Annotated in this window: 18 protein-coding genes; 15 read left to right on the top strand and 3 right to left on the bottom strand. The window is 70.5% G+C overall.

Features of this window, described 5'->3' with window-relative positions:
* Nucleotides 1–105: 105 nt before the first annotated feature.
* From ACP93_RS06875 to ACP93_RS21695, 6 genes are all read left to right on the top strand, one after another.
* A complete protein-coding gene (locus ACP93_RS06875) occupies nt 106–1041 on the top strand; it encodes a LysR substrate-binding domain-containing protein (RefSeq protein ID WP_048490011.1) in 936 nt (311 codons plus the stop codon).
* A 110-nt stretch (nt 1042–1151) separates the two neighbouring features.
* Entirely contained in the window at nt 1152–1583 is a 432-nt protein-coding gene (rnk, locus tag ACP93_RS06870) for a nucleoside diphosphate kinase regulator (protein ID WP_048490010.1), read from the top strand.
* Nucleotides 1584–1629: 46 nt separating this feature from the next.
* Entirely contained in the window at nt 1630–2598 is a 969-nt protein-coding gene (tal, locus tag ACP93_RS06865) for a transaldolase (RefSeq protein ID WP_048490009.1), read from the top strand.
* 286 nt (nt 2599–2884) lie between these two features.
* Nucleotides 2885–3454: a type 1 glutamine amidotransferase family protein gene (locus ACP93_RS06860; protein WP_048490008.1), complete on the top strand. Its 570-nt coding sequence runs from the start codon at nt 2885–2887 to the stop codon at nt 3452–3454.
* Nucleotides 3455–3644: 190 nt separating this feature from the next.
* On the top strand, nt 3645–4871 hold the full coding sequence (locus tag ACP93_RS06855) for a hypothetical protein (RefSeq protein WP_048490007.1): 1227 nt from the start codon (nt 3645–3647) through the stop codon (nt 4869–4871).
* Nucleotides 4872–4979: 108 nt separating this feature from the next.
* On the top strand, nt 4980–5720 hold the full coding sequence (locus ACP93_RS21695; RefSeq protein WP_131721593.1) for a hypothetical protein: 741 nt from the start codon (nt 4980–4982) through the stop codon (nt 5718–5720).
* Here the strand turns inward: ACP93_RS21695 and msrA are convergent.
* A complete protein-coding gene (gene msrA, locus ACP93_RS06850) occupies nt 5666–6316 on the bottom strand; it encodes a peptide-methionine (S)-S-oxide reductase MsrA (RefSeq protein WP_048490006.1) in 651 nt (216 codons plus the stop codon). The genes ACP93_RS21695 and msrA overlap by 55 nt on opposite strands.
* A gap of 103 nt (nt 6317–6419) precedes the next feature.
* Nucleotides 6420–6941: an SgcJ/EcaC family oxidoreductase gene (locus ACP93_RS06845; RefSeq protein WP_048490005.1), complete on the bottom strand. Its 522-nt coding sequence runs from the start codon at nt 6939–6941 to the stop codon at nt 6420–6422.
* A gap of 126 nt (nt 6942–7067) precedes the next feature.
* Here ACP93_RS06845 and ACP93_RS06840 point away from each other — a divergent pair, with 126 nt between their 5' ends.
* From ACP93_RS06840 to ACP93_RS06830, 3 genes are read left to right on the top strand one after another with little or no spacing between them, the layout of a single operon-like run.
* The gene (locus ACP93_RS06840) at nt 7068–7769 is read left to right on the top strand and encodes a helix-turn-helix transcriptional regulator (RefSeq protein WP_048490004.1); all 702 of its coding nucleotides are present in this window, start codon (nt 7068–7070) and stop codon (nt 7767–7769) included.
* Entirely contained in the window at nt 7766–9676 is a 1911-nt protein-coding gene (locus tag ACP93_RS06835) for an ATP-binding protein (protein WP_048490003.1), read from the top strand. The genes ACP93_RS06840 and ACP93_RS06835 overlap by 4 nt, the downstream gene beginning before the upstream one ends.
* Nucleotides 9673–10146, top strand: coding sequence for a response regulator (locus ACP93_RS06830; RefSeq protein ID WP_048490002.1), 474 nt, complete (start codon nt 9673–9675; stop codon nt 10144–10146). Before ACP93_RS06835 ends, ACP93_RS06830 begins: the two co-directional genes overlap by 4 nt.
* A gap of 75 nt (nt 10147–10221) precedes the next feature.
* Here ACP93_RS06830 and ACP93_RS06825 read toward each other — a convergent pair whose 3' ends face one another.
* Nucleotides 10222–10449 carry a putative signal transducing protein gene (locus ACP93_RS06825; RefSeq protein ID WP_017912582.1) on the bottom strand — a complete coding sequence of 76 codons (228 nt, stop codon included), beginning with the start codon at nt 10447–10449 and terminating at the stop codon, nt 10222–10224.
* Between the two features lie 256 nt (nt 10450–10705).
* Between ACP93_RS06825 and ACP93_RS06820 the strand changes: the two genes are divergently transcribed.
* The 6 genes from ACP93_RS06820 to ACP93_RS06795 all read left to right on the top strand — a co-directional run bounded on the left by ACP93_RS06820 (nt 10706) and on the right by ACP93_RS06795 (nt 15982).
* On the top strand, nt 10706–12460 hold the full coding sequence (locus tag ACP93_RS06820; protein ID WP_048490001.1) for a glutamine--tRNA ligase/YqeY domain fusion protein: 1755 nt from the start codon (nt 10706–10708) through the stop codon (nt 12458–12460).
* A gap of 292 nt (nt 12461–12752) precedes the next feature.
* Nucleotides 12753–13529, top strand: a complete 777-nt coding sequence (locus ACP93_RS06815; RefSeq protein ID WP_048490000.1) for a helix-turn-helix transcriptional regulator — start codon at nt 12753–12755, stop codon at nt 13527–13529.
* Between the two features lie 29 nt (nt 13530–13558).
* A complete protein-coding gene (locus ACP93_RS06810) occupies nt 13559–14518 on the top strand; it encodes a DMT family transporter (RefSeq protein ID WP_048489999.1) in 960 nt (319 codons plus the stop codon).
* 47 nt (nt 14519–14565) lie between these two features.
* Nucleotides 14566–14949, top strand: a complete 384-nt coding sequence (locus ACP93_RS06805; protein ID WP_048489998.1) for an STN domain-containing protein — start codon at nt 14566–14568, stop codon at nt 14947–14949.
* A gap of 59 nt (nt 14950–15008) precedes the next feature.
* Complete coding sequence (locus ACP93_RS06800; RefSeq protein ID WP_048489997.1) at nt 15009–15422, top strand: hypothetical protein; 414 nt, start codon at nt 15009–15011, stop codon at nt 15420–15422.
* A complete protein-coding gene (locus tag ACP93_RS06795; RefSeq protein ID WP_010340017.1) occupies nt 15422–15982 on the top strand; it encodes a nucleoside deaminase in 561 nt (186 codons plus the stop codon). Before ACP93_RS06800 ends, ACP93_RS06795 begins: the two co-directional genes overlap by 1 nt.
* Nucleotides 15983–15999 lie beyond the last annotated feature (17 nt).

Below are 15999 nucleotides of genomic sequence, written 5' to 3'. Positions count from 1 at the left end.
GCCCGCACCGCGCACGCCCCATCTGTCTCGCCGTCATGTGCGTCACACGCTCTATGCTGTGACTCCGCGTCACCTCCCCGCCACTGCGTCTCAAGGAATCCGCCGATGAACCTGCGTGATCTGAAGTACCTGGTGGCGCTGGCCGATCACAAGCATTTCGGGCGCGCCGCCGCGGCGTGCTTCGTCAGCCAGCCGACGCTGTCCACGCAGATCAAGAAACTCGAGGACGAACTGGGCGTGCCGCTGGTCGAACGCGCCCCGCGCAAGGTCATGCTGACCCCGGCCGGGCGCGAGGCGGCCAGCCGCGCGCGCGGCATCGTCGCCGAGATCGAGCAGATGAAGGAGGCGGCGCGGCGCAGCCAGGATCCGGAAGCCGGCACCGTGCGCCTGGGCATCTTTCCCACGCTCGGCCCGTACCTGCTGCCGCACGTGATCCCGCGCATCCGCGCGCGCTTCCCGCAGCTGGAACTGCTGCTGATCGAAGAGAAGAGCGACGTGCTGCTGACTCGCCTGCGCGAGGGCCGGCTGGACGCGGCGCTGCTGGCGCTGCCGCTGCACGACGAGCAATTGCACGCCGAATTCCTGTTCGAGGAACCGTTCGTGCTGGCGGTGCCCGAGCAGCATCCGCTGGCGCGGCGGCCGACGCCGCTGACCATGGACGAACTGCACGCGCAGCGCCTGCTGCTGCTCGAGGACGGGCACTGCCTGCGCGACCAGGCACTGGACGTGTGCCATCTGTCCGGCGCGCTGGAGAAGGCCGAGTTCCAGGCCACCAGCCTGGAAACGCTGCGGCAGATGGTCGCCGCCAACGTCGGCGTGACCCTGTTGCCGCTGCTGGCGGTGCAGCCGCCGGTGGCCAATCCGCCGAACCTGCGCCTGCTGCCGTTCGCGCCCGACGGCGGGCCGAGCCGGCGCATCGCCATGCTGTGGCGGCGCAGTTCGGCGATGGGTGCGTTCCTGCAGCAACTGGCGCACCTGTTCGGTGCGCTGCCCGAGGAACTGTTCACGCTGCCGGACCAGGCGCCGCGCCAGGTGGCCTGAACAGGCCAACCGGCCGCGGCGTCGCATCGGCGCCGGCTTGCTTGCACAATGGGAACGGGGGCGGCGCGGTGCCGCCCCCGTTCGTTGTGCCATCCAACCGGAGCCTGTCCATGACCTCGCAACACCACAGCGGCCTGCCGCCATCGTTGATCGTCTCCAGCCGCGACCTCGCGCGCCTGGAAGCCCTGCTCGATTCCCCTGCCTTGCACCAGCACCCGGCCGCGCAAGCGCTGGGCGCAGAACTCGATCGCGCCACCGTGATGGCGCCCGACCAGATTCCCCCCGGCATCGTCACCATGCATTCCCGCGTGGAGTGCGAAGACGAACTGCACGGCGAACGCCATCAGCTGACCCTGGTCTATCCGCACGAAGCCGATGCCGCGCATGCGCGCATCTCGGTGCTGGCCCCGGTCGGCAGCGCCCTGCTCGGCCTGGCCGTGGGCCAGTCCATCGACTGGCAGGCGCCCGGCGGACGCCCGCTGCGCCTGCGCGTGACCGCGGTGCAGCGCACCGACGACGACAACGCGCCCGCAGCGCGTTAACGTGCGCGGCCCTATCCTTGTCCCCACTCGTTTCCGAGAGATACCGATGACCTCTTCCGCCCCCTCCAAGCTCGCCCAGTTGCGCGAGTTGTCCGTGGTCGTGGCCGATACCGGCGACTATGACGCGATCAAGCGGCTCAAGCCGGTGGACTGCACCACCAATCCGACCCTGGTGAAGAAGGCGCTGGACCTGCCGGTCTACGCCGACCTGATCGACGAGGCGCTGGCCTGGGCGCGCGGCCAGGACGGCGACCATGCCGCCCTGGTCGACGAGATCGCCGACCGCCTGACCATCGGCGTCGGCGCCAAGCTCAGCGCGCTGGTGCCAGGCCGCGTGTCCACCGAGGTGGATGCCGACCTGGCCCACGACACCGCCGCCACCATCGCCAAGGCGCACAAGTTCATCGCCATGTACGCCGAGCGCGGCATCCCCAAGGACCGCATCCTGATCAAGGTCGCCGCGACCTGGGAAGGCATCGAGGCGGCGCGGCAGCTGCAGCGCGACGGCATCGACTGCAACCTGACCCTGATCTTCAACCGCACCCAGGCGCTGGCCTGTGCCGAGGCCGGGGTATTCCTGATCTCGCCGTTCGTCGGCCGCATCCTCGACTGGTACGTGGCCAAGGGCCAGACCCCGGCGACCATCGACGAAGATCCGGGCGTGCAGTTCGTGCGCGGCGTGTACGACGAGTTCAAGCGCCGCGGTTCGCAGACCGTGGTCATGGGCGCCTCGTTCCGTTCCACCGCGCAGATCGAAGCACTGGCCGGCTGCGACCGCCTGACCATCTCGCCGGACCTGCTGGAGAAGCTCGACGCCGACCACGGCCCGCTGCCGCGCAAGCTCTCCCCCAGCCAGGCCGACGGCGCCAAGATCGAGCCGATCGACGCCAAGCGCTTCGCCGCCGACCTGGCCGCCGACCCGATGGCCACCGAGAAGCTGGCCGGCGGCATCGACACCTTCGCCAAGGACCTGCAGGCCCTGCGCGACACGATCCGGCACAAGCTGATCGGCTGAGTGGTGCAGCCCCAAGCGCGGCGATGCCGCGCTTGGGGTGGGGGAATCGAGAAACGGGAATGGGGAATCGGTAAAGCGGATCCCTGGCTCGCTGCGATCTTCCCGCTTGATCGGATACCATCGGGGCGGGCTGTCGCACCGCGCGAGCAAGACTGCGCACTGCACACGGAACCCTGAGAACAAGCGCAGGTGCAGCGCATCTCACCCACGATGCTTTCGACGCCACGTTGGCGCGGCCACAACTTTTCCCGGGCTATGCTGCGCGCCCGAGTGCAGAGGCAAGGCAATGGCAACGATCGCAGTGGTGATGGTGGACGGCGTGGCGGACTGGGAGATCGGCACCATCCTGCCGGCGGCGCGGGCCTGGTTCGGCGACACGATCCAGATCGCCAGCATCGACGGCAAGCCCATCACCTCGATCGGCGGCCTGGAGCTGCACCCCACCTATGCGCTGTCGGACCTGGCGCCGTTGGACGCCGACCTGTGGCTGCTGCCCGGCAGCGATCGCTGGCAGGCCGGCGAGATCCCAGGACTGAGCGCATTGCTGCAGCAGCGCCTGGAGGCGGGCCGCGGCGTGGCGGCGATCTGCGGTGCAACCCTGGCGCTGGCCTACGCCGGCCTGCTCGATACCCGTCCGCACACCAGCAATTCCGAAGCCTTCCTGCGCGAGCACGCCGGCGTCTATGCCGGCAGCGCGCATTACCAGGAACGCCGCGTGGTCAGCGCTAGCGGTCTGATCACCGCTCCCGGCACCAGCCCGGTCAGCTTCGCCGAGGAATGCCTGCGGCTGCTGCACCCCGAACGCGAGGAGCAGATCGCGCAGATGCGGCAGATGTTCGCGGCCGAGTTCGTCTAGCGCGACCAGTGCCACCTGTCATGCAGACGGCGGCGGCGCCGCATGCCTACACTTGTCGTCACACCCTGCAACCCGCCATCGGCGGCTGCCCGCGGCGTCGCGGTCGATCCGCGGCGGGCGTGACGTAACGGCGGTCACGCACGCCAGCGCGCCGGCAGGGTGCTTCCACGGCCTGGACAGGAGAGAGTGCATGCGCGGATGGGTGGCGCGTTGGTTGTTTTCGCTGACGCTGGCTGCCGCCAGCGCCACCGGCATGGCCGCCACGCCGGCACCGACCCGGGTCGCGATCCTGGGCGTGGAGCACGCGGCGCAATTGGTCTCCGAACGCGACCAGCCGGGCGTGCTCGCGGCGTTCCTGGAGCAACTCGCGCCGGACGCGATCTGTATCGAACGCCCGCCGGAGCAGGCGGCGCGCGGCGATTACTACGAATACACCTACGAGGTGCAGGGCGTGATCCTGCCGTACGCTGCGACGCATCCAGTCGCTCTCTGTCCGATCGACTGGATGCCGCCGGTGGAGGACGCCAGACTCGGCTTCGGCATGGATCTGGACACGCCGCTGGAACTGCGCCGCGCGCAGGGGTTCCAGGGCTTCCTGTCGTTCCCCGACAAGGCCGCCCTGCAGCGCGATTTCTTCGCGGCGGATGTGGCCGAGAACGTGGCCGCGGTGCGGAAGTGGGCGCAAACCCCGGCACCGCGCGCCGACCAGGACCTGCCGCGGCGCCTGTACCTGTACCGCACCTTCCTGCAGGCCCAGCGCATCCGCGCCGCGGCGCTGGCGCACCCGGGCAAGACCGTGCTGGTGGTGGTCGGCTACTTCCACAAACCGGACCTGGAGGCGATCCTCGCGCACGACCCGGCGATCGCGCTCGTACAGCCGTCGACGCTGGGGCGCCCCACTGCGGACGCGGTCGAGCGCGCCACCACCGCGACGCAGCGCGCTGCGATCCTCGCCTTCAACCTGCTCGGCACCCAGGCCGACACCGGCAACGTCGATTGGGCGTGGATGGGCCGCGTCCTGGAGACGTACGCGACCGAGGCGCCGGCCGCCGAAACGGCGCTGTTGCGAACCCGCCTGGCCCTGCTGAGCGGCCAGATCGCGCAGGCCGAAGCGCGGCGCCGCTACGCGCAGCTCGCCGAGGAAACCCCGGCCGAGCTGGCATTCGGCTGGACCGGCGTGCAGGACCGCACACGCGTGGATTCGTTCTTCGATCCCTTCGGCAACCTGACGGTCCGCCAGCGCGCGACGCTGGAACTGGCACGGACCGACTATGCGCTCGGCCGCAGCCGCGACGGCGATGCGGCGATCGCACGGCTCAAGGCCGGCCTGTCGCCACGCAAGGCGCTGCAGTTGTCCGGCTATGCGGCACGGCTGCGGCCCGCCGCCGACAAACCCGACACGGACATCGCCAAGTAGGCAGGCGGCGTCGGCCGATGGGCGCTGCTGCGTCCCGGCGCGCTTCAGTCTCGTTTCTTGAGAGCGTGCCGTGGCTTCATGCGGCCGAGTTCAGTCCAGAGGCGCGTCATGTCACTCGTCGAATTCGCAAGCCGCTACAGCAACCTCGCCGGCGTCATCGCAGCAGCCGGAGCCCTTCCCATGTTTTTTCTGAAATGGAGGACCGGCTTTCTCAGTCTCTCCGTGAAACGCACGCAACGCCTTTACGCGCTTTCCCTGGATGGTGGCTGGCGAACCGCGGATGCGGCTGCGTTGCAAATCGCGGTCGGCAATGCCATCGGCGGCAATCTCGACGGCGACGAAATCAGGATCGCGTTGGAACGCAGCAATGCGGCGAAGGTGCTGACTTACTGCAAGATGGCCAAAGGCATGATCGGGGTGTCGGACGACAAGTCGCACTTCGTGCCCAAAGGGATCTGGAAATCAGCCAGGAGCTATCGAAAAGGAGCCATTGCGCTATACGCGGCCGCATTCGTCCCCTGGTTGCTTGCACCGGCCGCCTTCAATCTCTTTGCGCCATCCAACCAGAGTGCTGGTGGGATTGCGCTGGCGATGTTGCTATCGACCCTCGTCCTGGCATGGCTCTCCGCGTGTGCGGAAGCCGCTTACCGTCTCACGAGCGACTTTGATCGGAGATACCCCAGGCTCCAGCCGCTCCCAGCCAGCAAAGGACGGACGAGGGCAGCGCGCAAGAAGCGTGCAGGCGCGCCGCAGCCGAGCGCGGGTCGGCCGCGGCGCAATCTCCGCGTTGAGACTCAGGCCTCCAGCCCGATCGGACAACTCACTCCGGTCCCGCCCAGCCCGCAGTAGCCACCCGGGTTCTTGGCGAGGTATTGCTGGTGCTCGTCCTCGGCATAGTAGAACGGCGGCGCCGGGAAGCGGATCTCGGTGGTGATGGGGCCGTAGCCGGCAGCGTCCAGGCGCTGCTGATAAGCGTCGCGGCTGGCCAGCGCGGCGTCGTACTGCGCCTGGGTGGTGCAGTAGATCGCCGAGCGGTACTGGGTGCCGGTGTCGTTGCCCTGGCGCATGCCCTGGGTCGGGTCGTGGCTTTCCCAGAAGGTCTGCAGCAACTGCTCGAAGCGCACGGCCTGCGGGTCGAACGCCACCAGCACCGCCTCGGTGTGGCCGGTCTGGCCCGAGCAGACCTCGCGATAGGTGGCATTGGGCGTCTCGCCACCGGCATAGCCGACCGCGGTGCTGAACACGCCGGGCAGCGACCAGAACTTGCGTTCGGCGCCCCAGAAACAGCCCAGGCCGAACTGCACCTGCTCCAGGCCGGCGAAGGCATCGCGCAAGGGATGGCCGTTGACGAAGTGGCGGTTGTGCAGCGGCAGCGGCTGCGCGCGTCCCGGCAGGCTCTCGCCCGGGCGCGGCAGGCGCTGCTTGAAGGCACCGATTCCCAACATGGCATGGACTCCTGGCAGCGACGGCGATGCCTTGTGGATGGCGCTGCCGGAGTCCGCTTTCAAGTGCGCCCGGCCACCGCGGCGGCGGTGACGGACGCGACGCTCACTTCGCTGCGGTGCTGGCCGTGGCCGCGGCGACCGGCTCCGGCATCGCCGAGCTGTGGTGGTTGATGATCAGCCAGCGCCCGTCGCGCTTTTCGTAGACGAAGGTGTAGCGCGCCTGCACCTGGCGGGTGCTGCCGTCGGGATTGTTCAGGGTGAAGGTGTAGACGCCGGCGTCGACCGCGCTGTCGTCGTCGAGCAGCCGCACCTGGCGGTAGTTGATGGCGCCGCGCGGCTTGGCGGCGAGGAAGTGGCTGAAGTAGTCCTCGATCTCGGCGCGGCTGGCGCGGACCTGGTTGGACACCGTGGGCAGCAGCACGCCGTCGCGGGCGTACAGGTCGGCCACGCGCTGCGGATTGCCGGTGGCCAGCGCCGCGTTCCAGCGGTCGAACAGGCCGGCGATCTCACGCTCGGCGCTGCTGGCCGGTGTCGCCGGCTGGCCGTCGTAGTGCATCGCCGGCGCGGCCAGCGCGGTGGAGGTGGTGGTCAGGCCCAGTGCCAGGGCGAACAGGATGCGACGCATGGGAAGTCTCCGCTTGCTGAGGGAATGCCGTCTCGAGGCGAAGCGAGTATCGGCAGCGGCGGCTTGCGCAAAATCCGCTGGGCGGCATATCCTCGAATATGCCGTTCGGCATACGGAGACGCGCCCGTGCACAGTCCTTCCAATGCAGGCCAGTGGCGTGAGGCACTGCGCCGCGACGCCGCCGACGCCGCGCGCTGGCAGGCCGTGGCCGCCGCCGCCACGGCGCTGCGCGAAGCCGGCGATGCCGCGCAGGCCGCTGCGCACGTCCTGGTACCCGCCAGCGCCCTGGTCGCGGCACCGCACGCCGCGGTGCTGGCGGTGCGCGGCGAGCGCTGCCTGGTGCTGGCCAGCCAGGGCGATGCCTTGCCGCCCGGTGCCAGCGTCGCCATCGAGGCGCCCGCCCATGCCTGGCGCCTGCGCGGCAATCCCGCCACCGAAGCCGGCGAACTGTGCCTGCCGATCGCCACGCTGGGCGTGCCGCTGGGCCCGCTGTGCCTGGGCTGGGACGCGCGCACCGTGCCGGCGCCGGAGGACGTGCAGGCGCTGTCCGCGATCGCCGGGTTGCTGGCGCCGCTGGCCGCCGAACCACCGCGTGCGCCGCGGCGGCGCAAACCGGCGCAGGCCGACCGCCTGGCCGTGCTCAGCGCGCGCGAGCGGCAGGTGCTGGCGCTGCTGTCGCGCGGGCTGACCAATGCCGCACTCGGCGCCGAACTGGGCATCAGCGCCGGCACCGCCAAGGTCCACGTCGAGCGCATCCTGCACAAGCTGCAGGTGGCCGACCGCACCCAGGCCGCGGTGGTCGCGGTGCAGGCGGGGGTAGCGATGTGAGGGCGCTGGCGCGGCGCTGGAACGACTGGCCGCTGACCCGCAAGAGTCTGGCGCTGGTGGCGCTGCCGCTGTTGCTGCTGGTGGCGGCGCTGGTGGCGATCTACAGCGTCGAGCGGCAGAACATCGCCGCCGAGAACGACGTGCGCCGCACCCTGCAGTTGCTCAGCGATCTGCACGAGGCGCATGCGTTGCTGGCAGAGACCGCCGCCGGCGTGCGCGGCTACCGGCTGGTGCGCCAGGACGCGTTCCTGACCCCGTACCGCGACGCCGAGCCGCGGCTGAAGACCGTGGTGCAGCGCCTGTCGCAACGCATCACCGACCCGCGCCAGGCGCAGCGCTTCGCCCGCATCCAGCCGCTGTTCGAGGAGAAGATGCAGGGCTGGCGGCGGCTGCTGGCGCCGGACCTGAGCCGCGAAGAAGAGATCCGCCAGTTGCGCGAGGGCAAGGTCACCCTCGACATCCTGCGCGCGGAGCTGCGCGAACTGCGCAACTACGAGACCGCGCAGTTGCAGGTGCGCACCGCCACGGCGCAGGCGCTGCGCCAGCGCAACCTGCTGATCACCCTGTGCGCGGCGATGCTGGGCGGACTCGGTGCGGTGCTCGCGGTGGCCTGGTTCGCCTCGTCGCTGTCGCGACGCCTGCGCCAGCTCTCGGCCAATGCCGACCGCCTCGGCGACGGCCGGCCGCTGGCGCCACAGCCGCCGGCCGGCGACGAACTAGGCCAGGTCGCGCAACGCCTGCAGCAGGCCAGCACCCTGCTCGCCGCGCGCGCCGAGGAAGCGCAGTCGGCGCGCCGCGAGGCCGAGAGCGCCAACCGCGCCAAGACCGAATTCCTCTCGCGCAGCAGCCACGAACTGCGTACGCCGCTCAACGCCATCCTCGGCTACGCGCAGGTGCTGGAGATGGACCTGCCGGGCGCGGCGCAGCGCGACCACCTGCAGCACATCCTCGGCGCCGGCCGGCACCTGCTGGGACTGATCACCGAACTGCTGGACATCGCCCGCATCGAGGCCGACCAGCTCGACCTGAGCCCGCGGCCGGTGCCGGTACATGCCGCACTGGAAGAGGCGCTGGGCCTGGTCGCACCGGAGGCGCAGGCGCGCGGCATCGTGCTGCGGCCGCCGCAGTTGCCGCCGGAGTGGACCGTGCGCGCCGATCCGCAGCGGCTGCGCCAGGTGCTGATCAACCTGCTGTCCAACGCGATCAAGTTCAATCGCCCGGGTGGCGCGGTGTGGGTGAGCGCGGTGCCCGAAGGCCAGTCCCTGGCGCTGAGCGTGCACGACCAGGGCCACGGTCTGACGCCGGCGCAGGTGGAACGATTGTTCACGCCGTTCGAGCGGCTCGGCGCCGAGCGCTCGGCGATCGAGGGCACCGGTCTGGGTCTGGCGCTGAGCAAGCGCCTGACCGAGGCGATGGGCGGGCGCATCGCCGTGGACAGCGGCCCGGACGGATCGCGCTTCACCATCGCACTGCCGCTGGACCGCCCACAGGCAGCGGCACTGCCGGACCCCGCCGTGATGGCGACGACGGCGAGCGGGATCCAGCGCCAGTTGCTGAGCGTGGAGGACAACCCGTCCAACCAGGCGCTGATCCGTACCCTGGTCGAACGCCGCCCGCACTGGCGCCTGCACGAGGCCGCCAGCCTGGCGCAGGCGCGCGCGCATCTGCAGCAGGCCACGCCCGACCTGATCCTGCTCGACCTGCACCTGAGCGACGGCAACGGCGAGGAACTGCTGCAGGCGCTGCGCGCGCAGCCGCACACCGCGGCGATCCCGGTGGTGGTGATCAGCGCCGATGCCACCGCGACCACGCTGGCGCGCGTGCAAGGCGAGCCGGTGCGCGCCTACCTGACCAAGCCGCTGGACGTGGCCGACTTCTTCTCCGTTCTGGACCAACACCTCGCATGACCCGCAACGATGTCCTCGCCGCGCGCATCCTGATCGTCGACGACGAACCGGCCAACGTCCGCCTGCTGGAAGAACTGCTGCAGCGCGAAGGCTTCCGCCAGGTGGTGGCGACCACCGACCCGCAGCGGGTGCTGGGCCTGGTCGCCGCGTTCGCGCCGGACCTGATCCTGCTCGACCTGATGATGCCGGAGGTGGACGGCTACGCGATCCTGGAGCAACTGGCGCGGCTGGCCGGCCCGTCCAGCTTCCTGCCGGTGATCGTGCTCACCGCCGACCCCAGCCGCAGCGCCCGCCACCGCGCCCTCGGCCTGGGCGCCAAGGATTTCCTGACCAAGCCGCTGGACACCTTCGAGGTGGCCCTGCGGGTCTGGAACGTGGCCGAGACCGTGGTGCTGTTCAAGCGCCTGCGTGCGCTGGCCGTGGCCGATGCCGCGCCGCCGGGATGGCTGACAGCCGGGATTGGGGATTAGGGATTGGGGATTCGCAACGGCAGCCCCCCGCTTTTGCCAATCCCCAATCCCGACTCCCCAATCCCAGCCCCCAAACTACATCGCCCTCGTCACTTGCCCGCCCAGGCCCAGCGTCATCAGCACTTCCTGGGCTTTTTCCAGCAGTTCGTCTGCCACGCAGACCTGGACCACGCCGAACGGCAGTTCGCCGGCGCCGCCAAGCAGGGCCTCGCCGAACACGAAGGCGGTAATGCCGGCGTCCTCCAGCGCGTGCTTGGCCAGGTGCGCGTCGATCAGGTGCTGGGCGCGGTAGGCGATCTGCATGGTCGGTCTCTCAACCGTGAGCCGCGGCCCCAGGCATGACCTGGAGCGAAGACAAGCAAAACAGGCCCATATACGGGTACGCCGACCGAGAAGGACGCATGACGCCAAGGGCAAGACGGAACGCCGGCATGCGGGCTTCTCTTGGGTGAATTGTTCCGCAGCCTACGCGCCAGGACGGCCGCCGACCAGCCCGGCCAAGCTAAAGCAGCGCTTTACTTACTATAAACTTGCGCTTTACTTAGTCTCCGACGCGCGCATGTCCGACACCCCCGCCACCGACGCCTCCGCCGCGGCCGAGAAGAAAGACTTCATCCGCCAGATCGTCCGCGAGGACCTGGCCAGCGGCAAGCACACGGCCATCCGCACCCGCTTCCCGCCCGAGCCCAACGGCTACCTGCATATCGGCCACGCCAAGGCGATCTGCCTGGACTTCGGCATCGCCGCCGAGTTCGCCGGGCGCTGCAACCTGCGCTTCGACGACACCAACCCGGCCAAGGAAGACCCCGAATTCGTCGCCGCGATCCAGGACGACGTGCGCTGGCTGGGCTTCGACTGGGCCGAGTTGCGCCACGCCTCGGACTATTTCGAGGTGTACTACCTGGCCGCCGAGAAGCTGATCCGCGACGGCCACGCCTTCGTCTGCGACCTCTCCGCCGAGCAGGTGCGCGAGTACCGCGGCACCCTCACCGAGCCGGGCCGCGACTCGCCGTACCGCACCCGCAGCGTCGAGGAGAACCTGGACCTGTTCCGGCGCATGCGCGCCGGCGAGTTCCCGGACGGTGCGCGTACCCTGCGCGCCAAGATCGACATGAGCAGCGGCAACATCAACCTGCGCGACCCGGCGCTGTACCGGATCAAGCACGTCGAACACCAGAACACTGGCAATGCCTGGCCGATCTACCCGATGTACGACTTCGCGCACTCGCTGGGCGATGCGGTGGAAGGCATCACCCACTCGCTGTGCACGCTGGAGTTCGAAGACCACCGCCCGCTGTACGACTGGTGCGTGGACAAGGTCGACCTGGCTGGCCACCCGGAGCTGCTGCAGCCACTGCTGGACAAGGGCCTGCCGCGCGAGGCGGCCAAGCCGCGGCAGATCGAGTTCTCGCGGCTCAACATCAACTACACGGTGATGAGCAAGCGCAAGCTGACCCAACTGGTGACCGAAGGCCTGGTCGACGGCTGGGACGACCCGCGCATGTACACCCTGCAGGGCCTGCGCCGCCGCGGCTACACGCCGGCCGCGCTGCGCCTGCTGGTGGATCGCGTGGGCATCAGCAAGCAGAACTCGGTGATCGATTTCTCGGTGCTGGAAGGCTGCCTGCGCGAAGACCTGGACGCGCACGCCGCGCGGCGCATGGCGGTGATCGAGCCGCTGAAGCTGGTGCTGAGCAACCTGCCGGAAGGCCACAGCGAGACGCTGACCTTCTCCAACCATCCCAAGGACGAGGGCTTCGGCACGCGCGAAGTGCCGTTCTCGCGCGAGCTGTGGATCGAGCGCGAGGACTTCGCCGAAGTCCCGCCCAAGGGCTGGAAGCGGCTGGTGCCGGGTGGCGAAGTGCGCCTGCGCGGGGCCGGCATCGCTCGCGTCGACGAGGTGATCAAGAACGACGCCGGGCAGATCGTGGAACTACGCGGCTGGCTCGACCCGGAATCGCGTCCGGGCATGGAAGGCGCCAACCGCAAGGTCAAGGGCACCATCCACTGGGTCAGCGCCGCGCACGCGGTGGAGGCCGAGATCCGCCTGTACGACCGCCTGTTCTCGTTGGAAAAGCCCGACGACGAGTCCGACGGCAAGACCTACCGCGACCACCTCAACCCCGACTCCAAGCGCAGCGTGCGCGGCTACGTCGAACCCGCCGCCGCACAGGCCGCGCCGGAGCAGGCGTTCCAGTTCGAGCGCACCGGCTACTTCGTCGCCGACCGCTACGACCACCGCGCCGACGCGCCGGTGTTCAACCGCAGCGTGACCCTGCGCGATACCTGGAGCGGCGGCCAGGTCGGCGCCTGACGCAGTGCGCGTGCGGTCCTTGCGGCCGCACGCGCCAGCACCACATGCGGGGTCGGCGCTGGCCGATAGAACAGCAGGTCCCCGCACCACATCGCCGGCACCCGCCGCGGTGAAACGCTTGAAGCGTCTGTAGGAGCGGCTTCAGCCGCGAGGGGCCTTACCGGGGACCCAGGGTCGCGGCTGAAGCCGCTCCTACGACGACAGCGCCCCATCCGGCTGTTGCGAATCTCGAATTCCGAATCCCCAATCCCGGCCCTTCCCCCGCCACCACCCGCGCGCTAGCGTAACGGGCATGTCCCCCGCCCCGTCCTTCAGCCTGCGCAGCTACGGCCGCGATGGCGCCGCCCATCAGCATGGCCACGTGCAACTGGTGCTGCCGCTGCACGGCACGCTGGAACTGGAAGTGGACGGCCGCGGCGGCTATCTGGACCGTTTCCGCGCCGCGGTGGTCGCGCCGCAGACGCGGCATGCGCAGTCCGCGCTGGACGCCAACCGCTTCCTGGTCGTCGATTGCGCCGCCGATGCCTTCGGCGACGACGCGCTGGAGCGCCTGCGGCGGCGGCCCTTCCTCGACCTGCCCCCATCCTTGCAGGAGCTGCTCGCCGCGCAGGCGCCGCATCCCAACCTCGCAATGGCCCATGCCCAGGCCGGCGCCGCCGTGTTGGCCTGGCTGCAGGCAGACACCGCGCCGCGCGGCTGGCATCGACTGCAGGCGCTGTGCCGATGCATCGAAGCCGCGCCCGGCCAGGACTGGCCGGTGCGGCGCATGGCGCAGCTGGCGCACCTGAGCCCGAGCCGCCTGCATGCGCTGTTTCGCGCTGCGTTCGGGCGCACGCCGCAGGACTGGGTGGCGGCACGGCGGCTGGACTGGGTGCGCCGACAGCTGGCGCATGGCAACCGGCCGATCGCCGACCTGGCCCAGGACAGCGGCTATGCCGACCAGAGCGCGCTGACCCGCGCGCTGAAGCGCAGCACCGGGCAGACTCCGGCGGCCTACCGCCGCCGCCATCGCCCGGCGCCAGGACAGGAGTCTGGGACAAGCCGGCGCCCGCCGCCGGCGCCATGCTGAGCGCAACGGCTGGAACGGAACCGGAACGCATGCGCGAACGTCTATGGGCAGGAGTCGGCAGCGGCATGGCCGCGGGCGCGCTGTGGGGCCTGGTGTTCCTGGCGCCGCAATTGCTGAGCGCCTTCTCGCCACTGCAACTGGCGGTCTCGCGCTACCTGGCCTATGGCGCCATCGCCGCCGTGGTGCTGCTGCCGCGCTGGCGCGCCGCGACCGCGCCGTTGGGCGCCGCCGAATGGTGGGCGCTGGTACGCCTGAGCCTGCTCGGCAACATCGTCTACTACGTGCTGCTGGGCAGCGCCGTGCAGTGGGCCGGCGGCGCCGCCACCGCGCTGATCATCGGCCTGTTGCCGGCGGCGGTCACGGTGATCGGCTCGCGCGCGGCCGGCGCGGTGCGGTTGCGCCGGCTGGCCGCGCCCTGCGCGCTGTGCGTGCTCGGGGTGGCGCTGGTCGCGGTGCAGACCCTGGCCGTGGCGCGGCCGCACATTCCGGCCAGCCTCGGCCTGCGCGCCGCCGGCCTGGCCTGTGCGGTCGGCGCGCTGGCGTGCTGGACCGCCTATTCGATCAAGAACGCGCGCTGGCTGCGGCGGCGCCCGGACCTGTCCGGCCGCGACTGGTCGCTGCTGACCGGCGTGGTCACCGGCGCGCTGGCCCTGACCCTGGCGCTGCCGGCCTTCGCCCTGGCCGGCACGGTTCATGCCGGCGCCGACTGGATGCGCTTCTGGGGCATGGCGCTGGTGCTGGCGCTGTTCGCCTCGGTGATCGGCAACGCCTGTTGGAACCACGCCAGCCGGTTGCTGCCGCTGACCCTGGTCGGGCAGATGATCGTGTTCGAGACCGTGTTCGCGCTGCTGTACGGCTTCCTCTGGGAGCAGCGCTGGCCGACCGCGCTGGAACTGCTGGCGATCGCCTGCCTGCTCGGCGGCGTCCTATGGTGCACCCTGGTGCACGCGCGGCCGCAACCGGCTGCGCATGAAGCCAAGCCCGGTTAAGCCGCGCTGCCTAGACTGGCGCAGATCCTCCCCACGGGAATCGCGCCATGCATACCGTCCTGCGCCGTTGCAGTCCCGCCCTCGTCCTGGCCATCGCACTGGCCGGCTGCAGCAGCGCCTCCACCGCACCTCCCGGCGCGGCGCCGGAGTCGGCCAACAGCGCCAGCGCGCCCGCGGCGACCGGCAAGTGCGACGCCGTCCCCGACCATGCCTACGACCTGCCGGCCGGGCGCTTCGATGAGGTCTCGCAGCAACTGGCCCACGCCACCGGCTGCGTGGTCGTGTACCGCGATCCCGGCCTCGCCTCGCTGCCGGTCAACGCGGTGAAGGGACAGATCAGCATCCGCCAGGCACTGCACCAGGCGCTGGACGGCACGGCGCTGCGGATCGCGCAGGACGACGCCAACGCGATGACCGTCGTGCGCCGCTGACCCGGCGGCGGCGCGGTGGGTTGCTACCATGGCCGCACTCCACCGCACGGAAGATCGCCATGCCCCGCCATTTCGCGTCGTTGCTGTGCTCCCTGTGCCTGCTCGCCGGCATGCTGCTGTCCAGCGCCTGCGCGCGCAGCGAAACCGCCAAGCCGTCGGAGCCGACACCGGCGCCGGCACCCGCGGCATCCGCGCCCGGCCTGCCGGTGAAGGTCGACAGCAGTTGCCGCACCGATGCCGACTGCACGGTCAAGAACGTCGGCAACTGCTGCGGGGCGATGCCGGCCTGCGTCAACCGCGACAGCCCCACCGATCCGCAGGGAGTGATGGCGCAATGCCAGGCCAGCGGGCGCATGAGCGTGTGCGGCTCGCGCGCGATCGCCGGCTGCTCCTGCGTGGCCGGACAATGCAGCGCGCGCCCCGCGCAAGCCGATACACTGCGCGCCCCCCAGCCTGCCGAACCCGTCCGCTGATGCTCTACGCGCAAGTCCATCTCACCCTGCCCGCCTGGATCCACGACGCGGTCGATCCGCAGGCCGTCTACGCCAGCGACGCCGACAAGGTCGCGCTGGCGGTGGAACTGTCGCGGCTGAACGTGGATGCCGGCAGCGGCGGCCCGTTCGGCGCGGCGGTGTTCGGCCCGGACCACCGCATCATCGCCGTCGGCGTGAATCGCGTGGTGCCGCAGACCACCTCGCTGGCGCACGCCGAGAACATGGCCTACATGCTGGCCCAGCAGCGCCTGCAGACCCCGCGGCTGAACGCGGTGCTGTCGCCGGTGACCCTGGCCACCTCCTCGCAGCCATGCTGCCAGTGCTACGGCGCGACCATCTGGGCCGGGATCGACCGCCTGCTGATCGGCGCCAGCGCCGAGGACGTGATGGCGCTGACCCCGTTCGACGAAGGCCCGCTGCCGGCGGACTGGGTGGGCGAACTGCAGCGCCGCGGCATCGAGGTGGTCCGCGGCCTGCATCGCGACGCCGCCTGCGCGGTGCTGCGCCGCTACGGCGAACTCGACAGCCCCCGCTACTGACCCCGCCGGAAGGCTTG

The sequence above is a fragment of the Xanthomonas sp. NCPPB 1128 genome, assembly GCF_001043115.1.
Lineage (GTDB): Bacteria > Pseudomonadota > Gammaproteobacteria > Xanthomonadales > Xanthomonadaceae > Xanthomonas_A.
Note: the sequence above shows the minus strand (reverse complement) of the source record. Positions and strands in the feature narration are given on the sequence as shown.